The following is a 15,985-nucleotide window of genomic DNA, read 5'->3' as shown; positions in this document are numbered from 1 at the left end:
GGCGTCAAGCGCCTGTCTGGCCCGCCATCTCGACCAGCGCCAGCACCGAGCGCCAGTTGCGGGCTGTGCCCGGCACTTTCAGGGTGCGTGGAATGAGATTGGCAAACACTGATTTTCCGAGCCCCTCCGGCGCATGCAGGTAAAGCACGTCGCGCTTGACCTCGAAGCGCTCCGGGCCGGTGCATTTTTCGGCGAGCCGCGCGATCTCCTCGGTCGTCGGCCCGCGCTCCAGCACATAGGCATGCAGCTTGGTCGGATCGTCGGAGACCTCCGGATAGGGATTTTCCTTCACCAGCCGCACGAACCAGCCGGCATCGCGCACCATGATGCGCGAATGGAACCCCCATTGCTTCTCGAAGGCGGCCTCCAGCTTTTTCGTCAAACCGGCGGCGTCGCCCTTTGCTGACCGGAACACGACGTTGCCGCTCTGCACATAGCTGACCACATCGGAAAAGCCGAGTTCCTCGAAGAAGGTCCGCAACTCCGCCATCCTGACAATGCGGTTGCCGCCGACATTGATGCCGGAAAACAGCGCGACGAAGACCGCTCCTTTCCCGCTCATATGATAAACCCGGCCAGCGTCTCGTTGTCGGTGATGTCCTGGTATTGCACGCCTTCGGCGTCGAAATTCGCTCTCAGCAGATCGAAATTGCGGCGGTCCTTGGTCTCGATGCCGATCAGCACCGAACCGAAATTGCGCGCCGATTTCTTCAGATATTCGAAGCGGGCGATGTCGTCGTCCGGCCCCAGCATTTCGAGGAAATCGCGCAACGCGCCCGGCCGCTGCGGAAAGCGGATGATGAAGTATTTCTTCAGCCCTTCGAAGCGCAGCGCCCGCTCCTTGACGTCGGGCAGCCGCTCGAAATCGAAATTGCCGCCCGAAACCACCGCGACGATGGTCTTGCCCCTGATCTCCTTGCGGGAAAAATCCTTGAGCGCATCGATCGCCAGGGCGCCTGCCGGCTCCAGCACCACGCCTTCAACGTTGAGCATCTCGATCATGGTCGCGCAGAGCCGGTTCTCCGGGATCAGCCGCACCGCATCGGCGGCAAATTCCCTCAGATGCCGCAACGGCTCACGGCCGATCTCCGCGACAGCGGCGCCGTCGACAAAATTGTCGACCTTGGAGAGCTTGATCCGTTTGCCTGAGGACAGGCTCTCGCTGAGGCTCGGCGCGCCTGCCGGCTCGCAGAAGACAAAACGCGCCTCGCGATGCTGGTCGGCGAAGTAGTGCGTCACACCGGCGGCGAGACCACCGCCGCCGACCGGCAGCATGACGACATCGGGCATGCGCGCGCCCGGCATTTGGTCCGCGATCTCATAGGCAACGGTCGCCTGTCCTTCGATGATGTCCTTGTGGTCGAAGGGCGGCACCATATGCGCGCCGCCGCTTTCCGCGAATTCGAACGCGGCGCGATAGCAATCGTCGAAGAAGTCGCCGACCAGCCTGATCTCGACGAAGTCGCCGCCAAACAGCCGCGTCTTGTCGATCTTCTGCTGAGGTGTAGTCACCGGCATAAAGACCACGCCCTTTTTGCCAAAATGGCGGCACACGAAGGCAAAGCCCTGGGCGTGATTGCCGGCGGAGGCGCAGACGAACAGCTCGGCGTTGTTGCCGGCGGCCAGCGCCTTGCGGAAGAAATTGAAGGCGCCACGGATCTTGTAGGAGCGTACCGGCGTCAGGTCCTCGCGCTTGAGAAGCACCCGCGCCCCGGTTTTCTTCGACAGATAGTCGTTTTCCTGCAGCGGCGTTTCCGGGAAGATCTGGCGAATAGCGGCGGCGGCGGTGGCAACGCGAGAAGAAAAACTGTTCATGGCAAATTGTCCCGAAGCGCACTGGGCGGGTTGATGTAAGCCTATTGCACATCCGGTCCCGCAAGGCCATTGTCCGCCGGCCATGAGCCCCGCTACCGGCATTCCCGGTATTTGCAAGCACTTGGAGGCGTTTGTTCATGCCTGTCGCGTCGGTTGCCCTGAAAACCATGTCGCTGCCGGAATTCGGCGAGCCGACGGTGATGCCGCTCATTCCACGCGCCACTTACGAGGCGCGCATCGAAGCGCTGGTTGCGCGCGGCTTGAAGGCCGGCTTCGATGGCTTCGTCATCTACGGCGACCGCGAGCATGCCGCCAACGTCGCCTATCTCTGCGGCTACGACCCCCGCTTCGAGGAGACGCTGCTGGTCATCGTTCCCGGCAGGGAAGCAAAACTGCTGGTCGGCAATGAGGGCTGGGGCTATGCCGAACTCTGCGGCGGCCCCTATGAGCGCGTCCTCTACCAGACCTTTTCGCTGCCGGCGCAGCCGCGCGACCGTTCCGACGCGCTGCCGGACATCCTGGCCGCTTGCGGGCTGAGGTCGGGCCACCGGATCGGCGCCATAGGCTGGAAGTCGTTCGGCGCTGGCGATGCCGGCTTTGGCGAGGCGACGCTCGACCTACCCTCCTTCATCGCCGACACGCTGCGCGCGCTCGCCGGCAACAACGGCGCGGTCCGGAATGCGGCCGATCTCTTGATGAACCCTGCCGACGGCCTGCGCGCGATCAACGAGGCCGATCAGCTTGCGTCCTTCGAATTCGCCGCGACCTTCTCCTCGCAAGGCCTGCGCAACGTGCTCCAGGGCATCGAACCCGACATGACCGAGCTGCAGGCGGCGCGGCTGATGGGCATCAACGGCCTGCCGCAATGCTGCCACCTGATGCTGTCCGCCGGCAGGCGCGCCCCCTATGGGCTGCCGAGCCCCCGCCTCGACATCATCAAGCGCGGCGATCCGATCACCATGGCCTACGGCATCCAGGGTTCGCTAAACGCCCGCGCCGGCTTCCTGGTCGAGAGCGCCGCCGAGCTGCCGCGGGGCATAAGCGATTACATCGAAAAGCTTGTGGCGCCCTATTTTTCCGCCGCCGTCGACTGGTACGAGACTATCGGCATCGGTGTCGCCGGCGGCGCGCTGTGGAAAGCGGTGCACGAGCGCATCGGCGACCCGTTCTTCGGCGTTGGTCTCAATCCCGGCCATCTCATTCATATCGACGAGTGGATGCATTCGCCGGTGTTTTCAGGCTCCGGCATCCAACTGAAATCGGGGATGGCGCTGCAGGTCGACGTCATCCCCGCAACCGGCACCGATTATTTCACCACCAACATCGAGGACGGCATCGCGCTCGCCGACGAACCGTTGCGCGAGGAGATCGCCGCGCGCTATTCGGAAGCCTGGAGTCGTATCGAGGCGCGCCGCGCCTTCATGGGCGATGTGCTCGGCATCCGGCTGAAGCCGGAAGTGCTGCCCTTCTCCAACATTCCCGCCTTCCTGCCGCCGTTCTGGCTTTCGCGCAACAGTGCAATGGCCGTCGCCGGGCGCTGATCACTTTTCGGCTGGACACGACTTACTTCCGCCGCACTTCGGCTGTCGGGGAGATATCGCGGTGGGTGGACGGCCTCTTTGGGGGCCCGATTGGATATTTTGGCGTGACTTTGAAGACGATTTGCATTCTTGCGCTTGCATTGCTGGTGGCCGGCTGCGGCGGCCGTAAAGCCGAGGAAATCCTCGGCAGTGCCGTTATGGCTACGCCGGTGACAGAAATCGCCGGCAACCACTCGATCTTCATCGCCACGACGCGCAAGCGTTCCGACGACCCGAACAAGGTCTTCGACGGCGAGCGCTCGGCGACGCTGAACTACGCCCGCGTCAACGTCACGGTTCCGCCGGTCCACGAGACGGGCCAGATCGAGCGACGCTCGCGCGGCAAGTCGGACGATCCCACCAAATATTTCATGGCCTCCGAGCTGGTCGGCTACGACACGCAGCCCAAATTCTCCAGCGCGCTCAACGCCGACATTGCAGCGCGCGGCGGTCGTGTCATGGTCTTCGTCCACGGCTACAACACCGGCTTCGACGACGCGGTCTATCGCCTGACGCAGATCGTCCACGATTCCGGCTACCCGGGCACGCCGGTGCTGTTCTCCTGGGCCTCGGGCGCCAAGACCACCGACTATGTCTACGATAAGGAAAGCGCCAGCGCCGCACGCGACCAGCTTGAGGTGACGCTGCGCATGCTCGCCCAGACCGGCGCGCGGCGCATCGACATCGTCGCTCATTCGATGGGAACCTGGGTGACCATGGAAACGCTGCGCCAGCTCGCCATCACCGGCGACCGCGACCTCGGCGGCAAGCTGGGCGACGTGGTGTTGGCCTCTCCCGACATCGACGTGGATGTCTTCAAGAGTCAGATGCGCCGCTACGGCAAGCCGGACAAGCCCTTCATCCTGCTCCTGTCCGACGACGACCGCGCGCTGCGGCTTTCCGGCCTGATCGCCGGCTCGCGCCCGCGCGTCGGCGACTACAAGGACGCGGCCGACCTCGCCACCTATGGCGTGACGGTCGTCGACCTCTCCAGTGCCAAGGGATCGGACAGCTTCAACCACACCAAGTTCGCCGACAATCCGGTGCTGGTTAAGATGATTGGCCAGCGGCTGCGCGAGGATGACGGCTTCGCCAGTGATCAGGCTGTAACCGACCGCATCAGCCAACTCGGACAGTAAGGGTAGGCCGTATCCGATCAGGATTGCCCACCATCCGTCAATTTTGAACTGGACCCGGCCGTGCTGCGGCCTTATCGAAATATCAATTGACGTCGCGGGATCGACGTCGTGCTTCGCGAGAGCCGCGTGATCGTGCGTTCGAACACTATTCTCGTCGCTGCCTTGGCACTGCTCGTTGCGGGCTGCGCCGGCCCGAATACGCATGACCTGCTCAACAAGACGACGGTTACGGTGCCGGGTTCCGACATTGCCGCGACGCACGAGATCTTCGTCGCCACCACCCGCCAGCAGGCGACGAAAGACCCAAGGCAGGTGTTCGACGGAGACCGCTCGCTGACCACCAGCTACGCCCGCGTCGACGTCACCGTCCCCAAGGTGCACCAGGTCGGCGCCATCGAACGCGCCAAGGGTTCGGCCGACAGCAACCCGGCCAAGCAGTTCACCGCCACCGAGGTCGTTCACTATGGGGACCAGCAGCAATTCGCCAAGGCCGTCGGCGCCAACATCGCCATAAGCGGCGACCGCGCTTTGGTCTTCGTGCACGGCTTCAACAACGGCTTCGACGATGGCGTCTTCCGGCTGACCCAGATCGCGCACGACACGAAATATCCAGGCACGCCGGTGCTGTTTTCCTGGGCGTCGAGCGGCAAGACGACCGGCTATATCTACGACAAGGACAGCTCCACAGCCGCGCGCGACGACCTCGAGGCGACGCTGCGGATGCTGGCCAAGACCCACGTCAAGAGCATCGATATCATCGCCCATTCGATGGGAACGTGGCTGACGATGGAGGCGCTGCGCCAGCTCGCCATCACCGGCGACCGCGATCTCGGCGGCAAGATCGGCTATGTCATCCTGGCCTCGCCGGACATCGACGTCGACGTCTTCAAGAAGCAGATGATCCGCTACGGCAAGCCCGACAAGCCCTTCGCCATCCTGCTTTCGGGAGACGACCGCGCGCTGAAGCTGTCTTCCCTGATTTCCGGCGACAAGCCGCGCGTCGGCGACTACGGCAATGCCGCCGACCTTGCCAGCTATGGCGTGGTCGTGGCGGATCTGACCAACACCAAGGGCGGCGACCGTTTGAACCATGCCAAGTTCGCGGACAATCCGATGCTGGTGCAACTGCTCGGCGACCGACTGCGTACACCAGCTGCCCTGCGATCGAACGAACCCAACTCGGCCGAGTTTGACAATATCGGCCAAGGCATTGGAAAGGCCGTGGGATCGGTCGCCGAAGTGGTCATCACCACGCCGTTCAAGGTGCTGACCATCGCCACTGGCGGATAGGCAAAGCGCGTCGGTCGATCAGAGAAACAGGTCGACTTTCTGGAACGTCGTCACGTCGATCAGGCCGACATCGGAAATCCTTAGTTCGGGGATGACCACCAGCGCCAGCAGCGAGTGCTGCATGTAGGCATTGTTCAGCGAACAGCCCATCTTGCGCATCGCCTCCGTTAACTGCTCGGCCTTGGCCGCGACGATCTCGGCACGCTCGTCCGACATCAGCCCGGCGATCGGCATCTCAACCAGCGCCAGTTCCTTGCCCTTTGAGAACAGCACGACGCCGCCGCCGACCTGACCCAGCCGGTTGACGGCCAGCGCCATATCCCGCTTGCTGGTGCCGACGGCGATGATGTGGTGGGCGTCATGCGCCACGCTCGACGCCATCGCGCAGTCCTCCATGTAGCCGAAACCGGAGACGAAGGCATTGGTGACACCGTCGGTGCCGCGGTGGCGCTCAACCAGCGCGATCTGGCACACATCGTTGCGACGGTCCATGCCGACCAGCCCGTCCTCGACCGGCAGGTCGGCCTCCAGCGCGCGCGTCGGCGCCTGGTTCTCGATCACGCCGATGACGCGCACGCGCACCTCGTTGGCGCCCTTCGGCGCCGCCACGTCGAAATCGCCGGCCTTGAGCTTCCTGCCGAGCTTGACCGTGTTCTTCGCTGTCTTCGGATAGTCGTAGGCCGGGATGTCGATGTCGAGCTTGCCGCCCTTGGCCAGCCTGACGCCGCGAGCATAGACCTCGTCGATGGTCATTGCCGCCAGATCGGAGACAATCAGCAGGTCGGCAAGCCGCCCCGGCGCGATCGAGCCGATCTCGCGCTCCAGTCTGAAATGCTGCGCGGTATTGAGCGTCGCCATCTGGATCGCCGTCACCGGCTTCAAACCCTGGCCGATGGCGTGGCGGACCACCCGGTCCATATGGCCTTCATGGACCAGCGTGCCGGAATGGCTGTCGTCGGTGCACAGCATGAAGTTGCGCGGGTCGAGCCCGCTCTCCGTCACCGCCTTGATCTGCGAAGCGACGTCATACCAGGCCGAGCCCAGTCTCAACATCGCCTTCATACCCTGGCGCACCCGCGCGATCGCATCTTCGGCTCGTGTGCCTTCATGATCGTCCTCCGGACCGCCGGCGACATAGCCGTGGAACGGCAGGCCGAGGTCACGCGAGGCATAGTGCCCGCCGACCGTCTTGCCGGCCTTCACCGTGGCGGCGATCTCGCCCGACATGACAGGGTCGTTGGCGGCGACGCCCGGGAAATTCATTACTTCGCCGAGCCCGATGATGTTCTCCCAGGTCATCGCCTCGGCGACATCGGCGACCGTCAGCTCGGCGCCGGCATGTTCCAGCCCAGGCGCCGAAGGCACGCAGGACGGCATCTGCACATGCACGTTGATCGGCATGGCGACGGCCTCGTCATGCATCAGCCGCACGCCGGCCAGGCCCAGCACATTTGCGATCTCGTGCGGGTCGATGAACATCGAGGTGGTGCCGTGCGGAATCACGGCACGGCAGAACTCGGTCACCGTCACCATGCCGCTCTCGACATGCATGTGCGCGTCGCAAAGGCCGGGCACCAGATAGCGCCCACCGGCATCAACCACCTTGGTGCCTAGCCCGATGGCGTGGCCGGCATTCGGCCCGCAATAGGCGAAGCGCCCGCCGGCGATGGCGATGTCGGTGCCAGCGACGATCTCGCCTGAATGAACATTCACCCAACGGCCGTTGCGGATGACGAGATCGGCGGGTTTGCGCCCCATCGCGACATCGACGAGATGCGTCGCCACTTCCGCCCAGGGTTTGGGCTTTGCGGCGTTGGCGGTTTTGGCATTTGTCATCGGCAAGTCCTCTGCTGCCGCCAGTCTGGCAAAAGTCGGAGCAAGGAACCAGAGCCGTCTGCATGGGGTCCTGCAGCAGACCGCAATTGTTGACTATTTCACGCAAAAGGCGATGCTGCTCATCCGGCCTCAACCTAAGAGGGGAATGATGACCCGTTTCTGGAAAGCATTTGCCGCCGCCATTCTGCTCCTCGCATCAACCGGGTCTGTATCCGCCGAGGAACGCTGGCAGACCTTGCCGGAACCTGCGGCGATGCCCAAGCCCGAGCAAAGCGGCTATGCGCCGGTCAACGGCATCCAGATGTACTATACTGTGTTCGGCGCGGGCGACCCGGTGCTGCTCATCCATGGCGGCCTTGGCCACGCCGACATCTGGGCGAGCCAGGTGGCGACGCTTGCCAAAACGCACAAGGTCATTGTCGCTGACAGCCGCGGCCATGGCCGCTCCACCCGCACGGAGCAGCCCTATGGCTACGACCTGATGGCGTCGGACTATCTGGCGCTGCTCGACTACCTGAAGATCGACAAGACCGCGCTTGTCGGCTGGAGCGATGGCGGCATTATCGGTATCGACATCGCGCTGCATCATCCGGAACGGCTGACAAGGCTCTTTGCGCAGGCGGCGAATGTCACCACCGATGGCGTCGATCCGGGCGTGATGACCAACAAGACCTTTGCGGCCTACATCGAGCGCTCTGGGCTCGACTACAAGAAGATGTCGAAGACACCGGACCAGTATGACGCCTTCGTGGCCCAGATCAGCCACATGTGGGAGAGCGAGCCGGCGTGGACCAAGGAACAACTCGGCAAGATTACCACGCCGACGGCGATCGTCGCCGGCGACCATGACGAGGCGATCAAACGCGAGCACACCGAATACATGGCCTCGGTCATTCCTGGTGCGAAGCTGATCATCCTGCCCAACGCCAGCCATTTCGCCATGCTCCAGGCGCCGGACGAATACAGCAAGGCGGCGCTGGATTTCATCGACGCCAAATAGCCAGCGAGCCGGAATGTTCGTCGGTCGCTGACGATCATTCGGATTGGCGGAAAATGGCAGGGACGATCAGGTTCGCAATCTTCGCAGTGACGGCCGGCCTTGCCGGACTGGCATTCTTTACCTCGCATTCGTTCTGGACATGGGCCGCGCCTATCCTGATTTTCATCGCCGGCTCCGTGCTGGCCAAGTTCGCCTTCAACCGTCTGGCGTCGCCTCTCGAAAAACAGCGCGACCTGGAGGATCGGGTGCGCGACCCGCCGGCGTAAACCGTTGTTGAATGAAGCCAATTCCGTTTTGCGGCGAATAAGGCTAGGTTGTACCAGGGAGTCTTTCGAAACCGCCATTTCGGAGAACTCGATGCGTAGATTGACGCTCGCCAGTGCCGGTTTACTTGCGCTGCTGTCCGGGTCGGCCCAGGCGGCGGACTTGGGCGCCGATCTGCCAATGACCGCCCCGGGGTTCGACTGGACTGGCTACTATGCCGGCCTGCAGGGCGGCTACGGCTGGGGAAGCTCCGACATGAGTTCGACCGGTGGCGCGCCGTTTTCCGCCTCGCCGGATCTCAATGGCGGGTTCATCGGCGGCCACGTCGCCGGCCTCTGGCAGTTCGACCAGGCGGTTCTCGGCGCCCAGGCCGACCTCAACTATTCCTCGGTCAACGGCGCGGCGGACCTCGGTCTCGGAGATTCTGCCGGCGCCGAGATAAAATGGTTCGGCTCCGTCGACGCCAAGGCCGGCTACGCCATGGACCGCGTGTTGGTCTACGGCATCGGCGGCATCGCCTTTGCCGGCATCGAAGCGTCACGCAATGGCGTTGCAGACACGCGGACAGATGTCGGCTGGACGCTCGGTGCCGGCGTCGACTTTGCCCTCACGGACAAATTCGTCGTTGGCGCCCAATACCGGTACTACGATTTCCGTTCGGAACATTTCGACATTCCGGACGACCGCGATCAGGACGTCAAGCTCCACACCCTGGGAGTGAATTTGAGCTACAAATTCTGATCGCGGCCGGCTTGTTGCGCCCGGAAATGGGGTGGCCGGCGCCCGCAGGGGGCGGGGGAATGGGTGGGGCCTGAAAGACGCCGGCCTGGGCGGATCAAGTTCGCCACCAGATTAACCTAACGACATGGGCGAAAAGGGTAATTCCGCGATCGCGCCAGTACCATGATGCGACGACGGGAATCGAACCCGTACGATCGGAAATCGAGTGATTTTAAGTCTCTCTGTGTGTCCACCCTTGGGTGTCCAAAGTGCCACGCAAAGCCTGAAGTGACGCTTACTAGTGGGCTTTCAGCACAATCAGACCGCAGAGAATGATTATCGCCACCAGGATCAGCGCCCACGACACGGCGCCGCGCGAAAGGCGCCTCCTCCGACCGCGCAGGGCCTGGTCTCGCCAGCGTTTAGCCTGATCAGCCCCTATGTTTAATTTATCCACGCCCTTCTCTCCCCGAGCGCCGAGAATGCTTCCACACAGCAATCGAGTCCATAGCTGAGAGATTGCTAAATCGGAGTAGGTATCGGGAGGTCGGTTGATGCGCGATTACGACCTTACACAGCGACCCGGCCAAGCCCTCCTGGGGTAGGACGAGGGGTTCAGGGCAGCGGGATCGGCTTGTCACTGAGTGTGTGTAAGTAGGCGATCAGATTGACCCGTTCAGTCTCATCCGGAACACCGGGCATCTCCATGTAAACGCCTGGCGTAGTGACCATGGGCTCAAGCAGATATTTGTTCAGGTCCTCGTACGTCCACACGCCTTCCCAGCCCAGCAAGGTGTCGGAATAACGCATTTTTGTCATAGAAGCCTTATCGCGGCCGACGACACTCCACAAGTTCGGCCCCGTCTTGGTTCCTCCCTGTGGCTCGACATTGTGGCAACCGGCACATAGTCGGGTGAAGGAGGTTCGGCCTTTCTCAATATCGGCGGTAGCCAACTTCATCGAGATCGGAGACGGCGTTGGCAAGATGACGCCGTGCGACATGAGATAGTCAGCGATTTCGCGTAGCCCCTTGAATTTTGCCAGATGGAGCGGCGTCTTGCCGTCCTTTGTCTTCGCATTGACGTCCGCGCCGGCCTCGACCAGTGCCCTCACGCAATCGAGGCAACCCAGATTGACCGCGATGTGGATAGCGTTTTCGCGGCTGCGCTTCGAATTTGGATTTGCGCCTCCGTCCAGCAACAGTTTGATCAAGTCGATCCTGCGTTTTGCCAAAGCCGGCATGAGAGCAGGACCCAAAAGCGGTGTCGGGGCGGCGTTGACGTCGGCACCGCGATCCATGAGCAGTTTTGCCGCCGCAAAATGCCCACTCTTAACCGCAAGATAGAGTGGTGTCGCTTTCCCATCGCTCTCATCAACGCCAGCACCTGCGTCGAGCGCTGCGGTGATCGCCGCGACATCGCCCTTCGTGGCGGCGTCGTGGATAGCGGCGGCATGCGTTGCAATCGGAAGGTGCAAAAGCACCAATGGAAGCAAAAGCAAAACGCGGCGCATTCGCTACCCTGTGTCAAACCGGAGGACTGGGCACGCTTTGAGAAGGGCAGAGTTTAGGGTGAATGCTCAATCGCGACAAGGTATTTCAGCGACCGCTAACGGAACAGAACCAGGAGTTTCGCGAGGAGTGATCGCAATAATCTCTGACAAAAAGAGGCCGGCGCCTGTTGGGCGGGGGGCTTTGGGGTAAGACGCCGGCCCTAGGCGGATCAAGTCCGCCGCCAGAGGAACTTAGCAAGGTGGGCGCTGAGCGTAATTCCGTGATCGCGCCAGTGCGATGGTGCGGACGACGGGAATCGAACCCGTACGATCAGAGATCGAGGGATTTTAAGTCCCTTGCGTCTACCAGTTCCGCCACGTCCGCGCCCGTTGCTTTTCGGGGCTTCGGGCCGAAACGTCAACCGCCCATGTGCGGACGCTGCGTGGGCTGGCGCCGGAACTTGGCGCCCGGCAGCCTTCAAGCCGGGATCGGGTACAATTTCAGGTGCTGGATCAGGATGATCGTCTTGGCATCGACAATGCGCCCGTCGGCGATGCCGGCCAGCGCGTCGTCGAGCGTCATCTCCAGCACCTCGATATCCTCACCCTCTTCCGGCGCGCCGCCGCCGGCCGAGATGCGGTCGGCCGGGGTGTAGCGCGCGACGAAGAACCAGAGCCGCTCCGTCACGCTGCCCGGCTCATATAGGGCGCGAACAGCCGCTCGACGTCCTTCAGCCGGTAGCCGAGCTCCTCCTCCGCCTCCTTGCGGATGCAGGTTTCCGGGTCGTTCTCGTCGAGCAGGCCAGCGCAGGCCTCGATCAGGGGTTCGCGATGGCCGGTGACATAGGCCGGATACCGGAACTGCCGCACCAAGAGCACGGTCGAGCGAGCGGGATCAAAGGGCAGAATCACCGCGCCATCGCCGCGATCGTAGGTCTGGCGGATCTGCGTCTCCCACTGCCCGTCGCGTCGGCGATAATCGAGCACCGTCTTCTTCAGGACCGCCCAGTCGTCGGACAGCACCTCTTCCGAGCGGATGCGAATGCGATCTTCCATGATGAACTCCGATGAACCCGTGCCCGCGCACGGGCCTAGCCGCGAACCGCCATTCATGCAATCGGGCCAGCCATTGGTCCAGGGCGGCATTTTTCACCGCCTCGTGTCTGGTGCAGGTTGTTAGCGGCTTTTCTTCCGGGGCATCAGCGCTCCGGCGGAATTGGCCGAATCTCCTTCAGGTAGCGCTGAATGGGTGCAAGCCCTTCAAGGCGCGGCATTTCTCTCATCATCTCCCCGGGCTCGCACCAGGGATAAGGCAGATTCGTAATCCAGCCCATGATCCGGTCAAGCTTATCAGCAGGAAATATCTGCATCACATCTATGGTGATGACCAGCTTTTCGACCTTGCACTGTGCACCCCGTGTAAAATACCAGTCGTAGCGCCCGCTCCCGACCCGAATTGGACCATTGTTCTTGGCCGACATACCGACCAGCCAGTGGCATGGAAAATGGCGCCGATTGGCCTCCGTTGGTTGCGCAAGGCAGAAGGTGTAGACGTTCTCGAAATCATTGGCGAAACCACGACTAAGAATCTCTTCGATCGCGGCCACCCCGTCGGCCGAACTCGGAAAGGAGATGGCTTCGGTCTTCACGACCATTTCCAGATGGATGTCTCCAGTAAAGGCGCGCCGCATCAAGAATGGACGGTTCCCATCCTTCGCATGGAAGTATGTGCTAACGGCTTCGAACGGGCCCGGCATTAGGTCTCTCCGACTTCAAGTCTAATCACGTTACCTGCTTCGCGCCAGAGATGCGGCGGCGTTCGCTGGCACGCGGCCACCTTCGGCGAGGAAATCCACCCGGCGCCGCAGCTTGCCCGCTCGGTGACGACGATGCGGCATTGGATGAAGGCGGCGGGCTGACCAACTTCGCTGAGACGTTTGGGCGCAGCCTGGAAGACACGATTGCAACCAAATTGGCTGCTTTGCGTTTGCGGCCATGATGGACAGCAAGCCTTTTGAAAAGCCGGTGGTGGTCGAACTCGGCCATGTCGGCAAATATCGCCAGATCCGCAGCACAAAAGAAGCGGCGGAATGCCTGATGACGGTTTGGCCGCTCAATCGCGGCCCGCGGCATCGTGATGCCGTCGACACTTGCCTCAAAGTGCTGGAAGGATATCGTTCGACGGCGGATGCGCGCCGGGCCTTGATCGAGGCGGCCAAGGAATCGGAAGTGCTGGTGCCCGACGACCGCTTGCCCGACGATCGGCTGCATTGAGCAAAAGGGGGCTTTTCAACCGGAGGACTTCATGGCGAAGCTGACTTACAAGATCGTCGAGCACGATGGCGGCTGGGCCTACAAGGTCGGTGCGACCTTTTCGGAGACGTTCCCTACCCACCAGGACGCGCTGCGCGCCGCCGAGATCGCTTCGGCCGAGCAGCAGATCGCCGGCGCCACGGACGGCATCCAATACGAGGACGCCGAAGGCAATTGGCACGACGAACTGGCCGACGGCCGGGATCGGCCACAAACCGAAGTTTCCGACTAGCGTCTGCTCCTGGCGCGGCCCTTGCCACAGCGGCCGCCGATACCCGCCATGGCACCCTGCCGCCACTTGGAAAGCGTGCGGTCTGCTACTTGCCGCAATACTGATCGTTGACGTTCTTGCCCGGCATTGGCGTCGGGTCCGGACGTGCTAGAGGCGCAAGGCCCGGCCGGGCCGGGGTTGCCCAGCGTGTTCAGGCCTGACGCATCGCTGCCGGCAATGCTGGCCGTGGTGTTGCGATCGACGGGGAACGTGTCTTCGTTTCGAACAGCCAGTTGCGATGGCTTCCAGACGTTGTCTCGGCCGACTGGGCCAATGCCGATGTGGCGAGGCCGATCGTCAAAGCCGAGGCTGCAAGCAGTCTCATCATCATTGGTTTTGCTCCCTGATGCGACATGGGTCAGACCCGATGGTCACGTCGAAGGTTCAGTGAATTGTCGTGAGGGCTGGGTGATGTTCAGCCAGCAAACGCCCGCTCGGCAATGCGCCTGACGAAAGCGGCGACGCGCTCCGGCTCGATGAATTGCGGCATGTGGCCCACGCCGTCGACGGCCTCGAAATCGAGCCCTTTGAGCCTGTCCCGCATCGGTTGGCCATGGACAGCCATGCCAATGACGCGGTCGGCGGTGCCGAACAAAATGCCGGCAGGCATGGCGATCTCGCCATAGCGCTGCTCGATGCGGCCGAGATCCTGTTCCACCGCAACAACATCGGTCGAGGTTGCATGGAAATGGGCGGGCCGCAACCCGAGCCAGCCGCCTCCTCCGGTCATATAGTCACCTGGAACGGCCTGCTCGCGAAGATGAACCTCATTGTCGGCTCCGCGTATTTCAAACTCAACGGTATCGCCACCGTATACGCCATGATCCGGCGCAGCAGCCGCGAAGGAACGTAGAGCAGGTCGAATTTCTGGCGCACCCTGGTTTCCAGATGCGTCAGGGGTGCGAGCAAGGCGATGCCCGAAATCCTCCCGGGGTGCTCCACCGCCAGCGTCAGCGCGATTGCGCCGCCCAGCGAATGACCAACGACCAGCGGCTTCTCCAGCCCCAGCTTGTCGATGAAGCGCCGCACGATTTCGGCCTGCTCGGGCAGTCGCCCGGTGGCGTCGCCAGCCCGCACCGAATAGCCAGAGCCCGGACGGTCGAGCGCGATCAGCCTATATCCGGGGCCAAAACGGCCGAACAGCGTGTGGCGGAAATGATGGTGCTGGGCGCCTAGCCCATGCAGGAAAACGATCGGCCTGCCCTCGCCTTCCTCGACATAATGGATGCGGTTGCCGTCGATCTCGACAAACGTTCCGCGCGCCGGCACCAGCCGTTTCGCCTTGGCGGCGATCCACCATGTCGCCAGCACCAAAAAAAGAAGTACCACGACCGCCAGCACGACCACGCCACCGAGCAGCCACCACAGAATCGATATCGACATCTTCCACCCGCAGCAGACCGAGGCAGATTACCCGCCGCAGATGTCGCTGCAAGGCGCCGCCGTGGCATAGTGCTGGCTGATTGCCGGCGGCCCATCGCCGCGCTATCTCAGGCGACCCTGTTTGCCGGAGCCAGCCATGCCTGAAATTGTCACCGCCGCCATGCTCGTCATCGGCGACGAGATCCTGTCGGGCCGGACCAAGGACAAGAACATCGGCCACCTTGCCGACATCATGACGGCCATAGGCATCGACCTGAAGGAAGTGCGCATCGTTGCCGACGAGGAGGACGAGATCGTCGCCGCGGTCAATGCCGTGCGCGCTCGCTACACCTACGTCTTCACCACCGGCGGCATCGGCCCCACGCATGACGACATCACCGCCGATTCGATCGCCAAGGCGTTCAGCGTGCCATGCGAATACGACGCCAAGGCCTATGCGATGCTGGAAGCGAGCTATGCCGCGCGCGGCATTGAATACACCGAGGCGAGGAAGCGCATGGCGCGCATGCCGCGTGGCGCCGACCATATCGACAATCCGGTGTCTATCGCGCCGGGCTTCCGCATCGGCAACGTCCATGTCATGGCCGGCGTGCCGTCGATCTTCCAGGCCATGCTCGACAATGTCGTGCCGACGCTGAAGGCGGGGACCAAAATGCTGTCGGTGACGGTCCAGTGCCCGTTCGGCGAGGGCCTGATCGGCGGCCCCCTGGCCGATATCCAGAAGGCGCATTCCGACACCATCATCGGCTCTTACCCGAAATATGGCGACGGCAAGTTCTGGACCGAACTCGTCGTGCGCGCCCGCAGCGAGGAAGCGCTGGAGGCCGCGCGCAGGGATGTCGAAGCCATGGTGGCCGGCCTCGCCAAGGCGGCCGGTTGATCC

Annotated in this window: 16 protein-coding genes, 1 tRNA gene and 1 pseudogene; 9 read left to right on the top strand and 9 right to left on the bottom strand. The window is 62.6% G+C overall.

The features are described from left to right. Positions 1-4 precede the first annotated feature (4 nt). Positions 5-562 (bottom strand): DUF1697 domain-containing protein, encoded by a 558-nt coding sequence (locus EJ073_RS02785; RefSeq protein ID WP_126054340.1) that lies wholly within the window; start codon positions 560-562, stop codon positions 5-7. After that, complete coding sequence (ilvA, locus tag EJ073_RS02780) at positions 559-1,815, bottom strand: threonine ammonia-lyase IlvA (RefSeq protein ID WP_126054339.1); 1,257 nt, start codon at positions 1,813-1,815, stop codon at positions 559-561. Before ilvA ends, EJ073_RS02785 begins: the two co-directional genes overlap by 4 nt. A gap of 137 nt (positions 1,816-1,952) precedes the next feature. Here ilvA and EJ073_RS02775 point away from each other — a divergent pair, with 137 nt between their 5' ends. From EJ073_RS02775 to EJ073_RS02765, 3 genes are all read left to right on the top strand, one after another. Further along, positions 1,953-3,356: a hypothetical protein gene (locus tag EJ073_RS02775; RefSeq protein WP_126054338.1), complete on the top strand. Its 1,404-nt coding sequence runs from the start codon at positions 1,953-1,955 to the stop codon at positions 3,354-3,356. Positions 3,357-3,460: 104 nt separating this feature from the next. Then, positions 3,461-4,534, top strand: coding sequence for an alpha/beta hydrolase (locus EJ073_RS02770; RefSeq protein WP_126054337.1), 1,074 nt, complete (start codon positions 3,461-3,463; stop codon positions 4,532-4,534). A 132-nt stretch (positions 4,535-4,666) separates the two neighbouring features. Then, positions 4,667-5,824, top strand: coding sequence for an alpha/beta hydrolase (locus EJ073_RS02765; protein ID WP_189347741.1), 1,158 nt, complete (start codon positions 4,667-4,669; stop codon positions 5,822-5,824). 18 nt (positions 5,825-5,842) lie between these two features. On the opposite strand, the gene ade is transcribed toward EJ073_RS02765, so the two are convergent. Further along, positions 5,843-7,660, bottom strand: coding sequence for an adenine deaminase (gene ade / locus EJ073_RS02760; protein WP_126054336.1), 1,818 nt, complete (start codon positions 7,658-7,660; stop codon positions 5,843-5,845). Positions 7,661-7,808: 148 nt separating this feature from the next. On the opposite strand from ade, the gene EJ073_RS02755 reads away from it, so the two are divergent. The 3 genes from EJ073_RS02755 to EJ073_RS02745 all read left to right on the top strand — a co-directional run bounded on the left by EJ073_RS02755 (position 7,809) and on the right by EJ073_RS02745 (position 9,665). Beyond that, positions 7,809-8,660, top strand: coding sequence for an alpha/beta hydrolase (locus tag EJ073_RS02755; RefSeq protein WP_126054335.1), 852 nt, complete (start codon positions 7,809-7,811; stop codon positions 8,658-8,660). Between the two features lie 53 nt (positions 8,661-8,713). Next, positions 8,714-8,926, top strand: a complete 213-nt coding sequence (locus tag EJ073_RS02750; protein WP_126054334.1) for a hypothetical protein — start codon at positions 8,714-8,716, stop codon at positions 8,924-8,926. A 91-nt stretch (positions 8,927-9,017) separates the two neighbouring features. Further along, the gene (locus EJ073_RS02745) at positions 9,018-9,665 is read left to right on the top strand and encodes an outer membrane protein (protein WP_126054333.1); all 648 of its coding nucleotides are present in this window, start codon (positions 9,018-9,020) and stop codon (positions 9,663-9,665) included. 594 nt (positions 9,666-10,259) lie between these two features. Here EJ073_RS02745 and EJ073_RS02735 read toward each other — a convergent pair. From EJ073_RS02735 to EJ073_RS02720, 4 genes and pseudogenes are all read right to left on the bottom strand, one after another. Beyond that, positions 10,260-11,156 carry an ankyrin repeat domain-containing protein gene (locus EJ073_RS02735; protein WP_126054331.1) on the bottom strand — a complete coding sequence of 299 codons (897 nt, stop codon included), beginning with the start codon at positions 11,154-11,156 and terminating at the stop codon, positions 10,260-10,262. 278 nt (positions 11,157-11,434) lie between these two features. Beyond that, positions 11,435-11,520: transfer RNA gene (locus tag EJ073_RS02730), tRNA-Leu, on the bottom strand. A gap of 93 nt (positions 11,521-11,613) precedes the next feature. Then, positions 11,614-12,191, bottom strand: a pseudogene (locus EJ073_RS02725) (NUDIX domain-containing protein). A gap of 143 nt (positions 12,192-12,334) precedes the next feature. Further along, entirely contained in the window at positions 12,335-12,892 is a 558-nt protein-coding gene (locus EJ073_RS02720) for a hypothetical protein (RefSeq protein ID WP_126054330.1), read from the bottom strand. Positions 12,893-13,130: 238 nt separating this feature from the next. Between EJ073_RS02720 and EJ073_RS02715 the strand changes: the two genes are divergently transcribed. Further along, positions 13,131-13,409, top strand: coding sequence for a DUF982 domain-containing protein (locus EJ073_RS02715; RefSeq protein WP_126054329.1), 279 nt, complete (start codon positions 13,131-13,133; stop codon positions 13,407-13,409). Positions 13,410-13,440: 31 nt separating this feature from the next. Further along, on the top strand, positions 13,441-13,680 hold the full coding sequence (locus tag EJ073_RS02710) for a DUF2188 domain-containing protein (RefSeq protein WP_126054328.1): 240 nt from the start codon (positions 13,441-13,443) through the stop codon (positions 13,678-13,680). 454 nt (positions 13,681-14,134) lie between these two features. Here EJ073_RS02710 and EJ073_RS31940 read toward each other — a convergent pair whose 3' ends face one another. After that, positions 14,135-14,449, bottom strand: coding sequence for a hypothetical protein (locus EJ073_RS31940; RefSeq protein WP_245455457.1), 315 nt, complete (start codon positions 14,447-14,449; stop codon positions 14,135-14,137). Continuing rightward, on the bottom strand, positions 14,446-15,102 hold the full coding sequence (locus tag EJ073_RS02700) for an alpha/beta fold hydrolase (protein WP_245455456.1): 657 nt from the start codon (positions 15,100-15,102) through the stop codon (positions 14,446-14,448). The genes EJ073_RS31940 and EJ073_RS02700 overlap by 4 nt, the downstream gene beginning before the upstream one ends. Before the next feature lie 136 nt (positions 15,103-15,238). Between EJ073_RS02700 and EJ073_RS02695 the strand changes: the two genes are divergently transcribed. Next, positions 15,239-15,982, top strand: coding sequence for a competence/damage-inducible protein A (locus tag EJ073_RS02695; RefSeq protein ID WP_126054327.1), 744 nt, complete (start codon positions 15,239-15,241; stop codon positions 15,980-15,982). Positions 15,983-15,985 lie beyond the last annotated feature (3 nt).

The sequence above is a fragment of the Mesorhizobium sp. M4B.F.Ca.ET.058.02.1.1 genome, assembly GCF_003952505.1.
In the GTDB taxonomy this organism is placed as follows: Bacteria; Pseudomonadota; Alphaproteobacteria; order Rhizobiales; family Rhizobiaceae; genus Mesorhizobium.
The sequence above is the reverse complement of the archived record's forward strand: the minus strand, read 5'-3'. Positions and strand labels throughout refer to the sequence as shown.

Excerpts from the sequence above, each read along its gene's own strand:
- EJ073_RS02785 (WP_126054340.1), bottom strand. The coding sequence starts at position 562 with ATGAGCGGGAAAGGAGCGGTCTTCGTCGCGCTGTTTTCCGGCATCAAT.
- EJ073_RS02755 (WP_126054335.1), top strand. The coding sequence starts at position 7,809 with ATGACCCGTTTCTGGAAAGCATTTGCCGCCGCCATTCTGCTCCTCGCA.
- ade (WP_126054336.1), bottom strand. The coding sequence starts at position 7,660 with ATGACAAATGCCAAAACCGCCAACGCCGCAAAGCCCAAACCCTGGGCG.
- EJ073_RS02700 (WP_245455456.1), bottom strand. The coding sequence starts at position 15,102 with ATGTCGATATCGATTCTGTGGTGGCTGCTCGGTGGCGTGGTCGTGCTG.
- EJ073_RS02775 (WP_126054338.1), top strand. The coding sequence starts at position 1,953 with ATGCCTGTCGCGTCGGTTGCCCTGAAAACCATGTCGCTGCCGGAATTC.
- EJ073_RS02735 (WP_126054331.1), bottom strand. The coding sequence starts at position 11,156 with ATGCGCCGCGTTTTGCTTTTGCTTCCATTGGTGCTTTTGCACCTTCCG.
- EJ073_RS31940 (WP_245455457.1), bottom strand. The coding sequence starts at position 14,449 with ATGACCGGAGGAGGCGGCTGGCTCGGGTTGCGGCCCGCCCATTTCCAT.
- EJ073_RS02695 (WP_126054327.1), top strand. The coding sequence starts at position 15,239 with ATGCCTGAAATTGTCACCGCCGCCATGCTCGTCATCGGCGACGAGATC.
- EJ073_RS02715 (WP_126054329.1), top strand. The coding sequence starts at position 13,131 with ATGATGGACAGCAAGCCTTTTGAAAAGCCGGTGGTGGTCGAACTCGGC.
- EJ073_RS02720 (WP_126054330.1), bottom strand. The coding sequence starts at position 12,892 with ATGCCGGGCCCGTTCGAAGCCGTTAGCACATACTTCCATGCGAAGGAT.
- EJ073_RS02710 (WP_126054328.1), top strand. The coding sequence starts at position 13,441 with ATGGCGAAGCTGACTTACAAGATCGTCGAGCACGATGGCGGCTGGGCC.
- ilvA (WP_126054339.1), bottom strand. The coding sequence starts at position 1,815 with ATGAACAGTTTTTCTTCTCGCGTTGCCACCGCCGCCGCCGCTATTCGC.
- EJ073_RS02745 (WP_126054333.1), top strand. The coding sequence starts at position 9,018 with ATGCGTAGATTGACGCTCGCCAGTGCCGGTTTACTTGCGCTGCTGTCC.
- EJ073_RS02750 (WP_126054334.1), top strand. The coding sequence starts at position 8,714 with ATGGCAGGGACGATCAGGTTCGCAATCTTCGCAGTGACGGCCGGCCTT.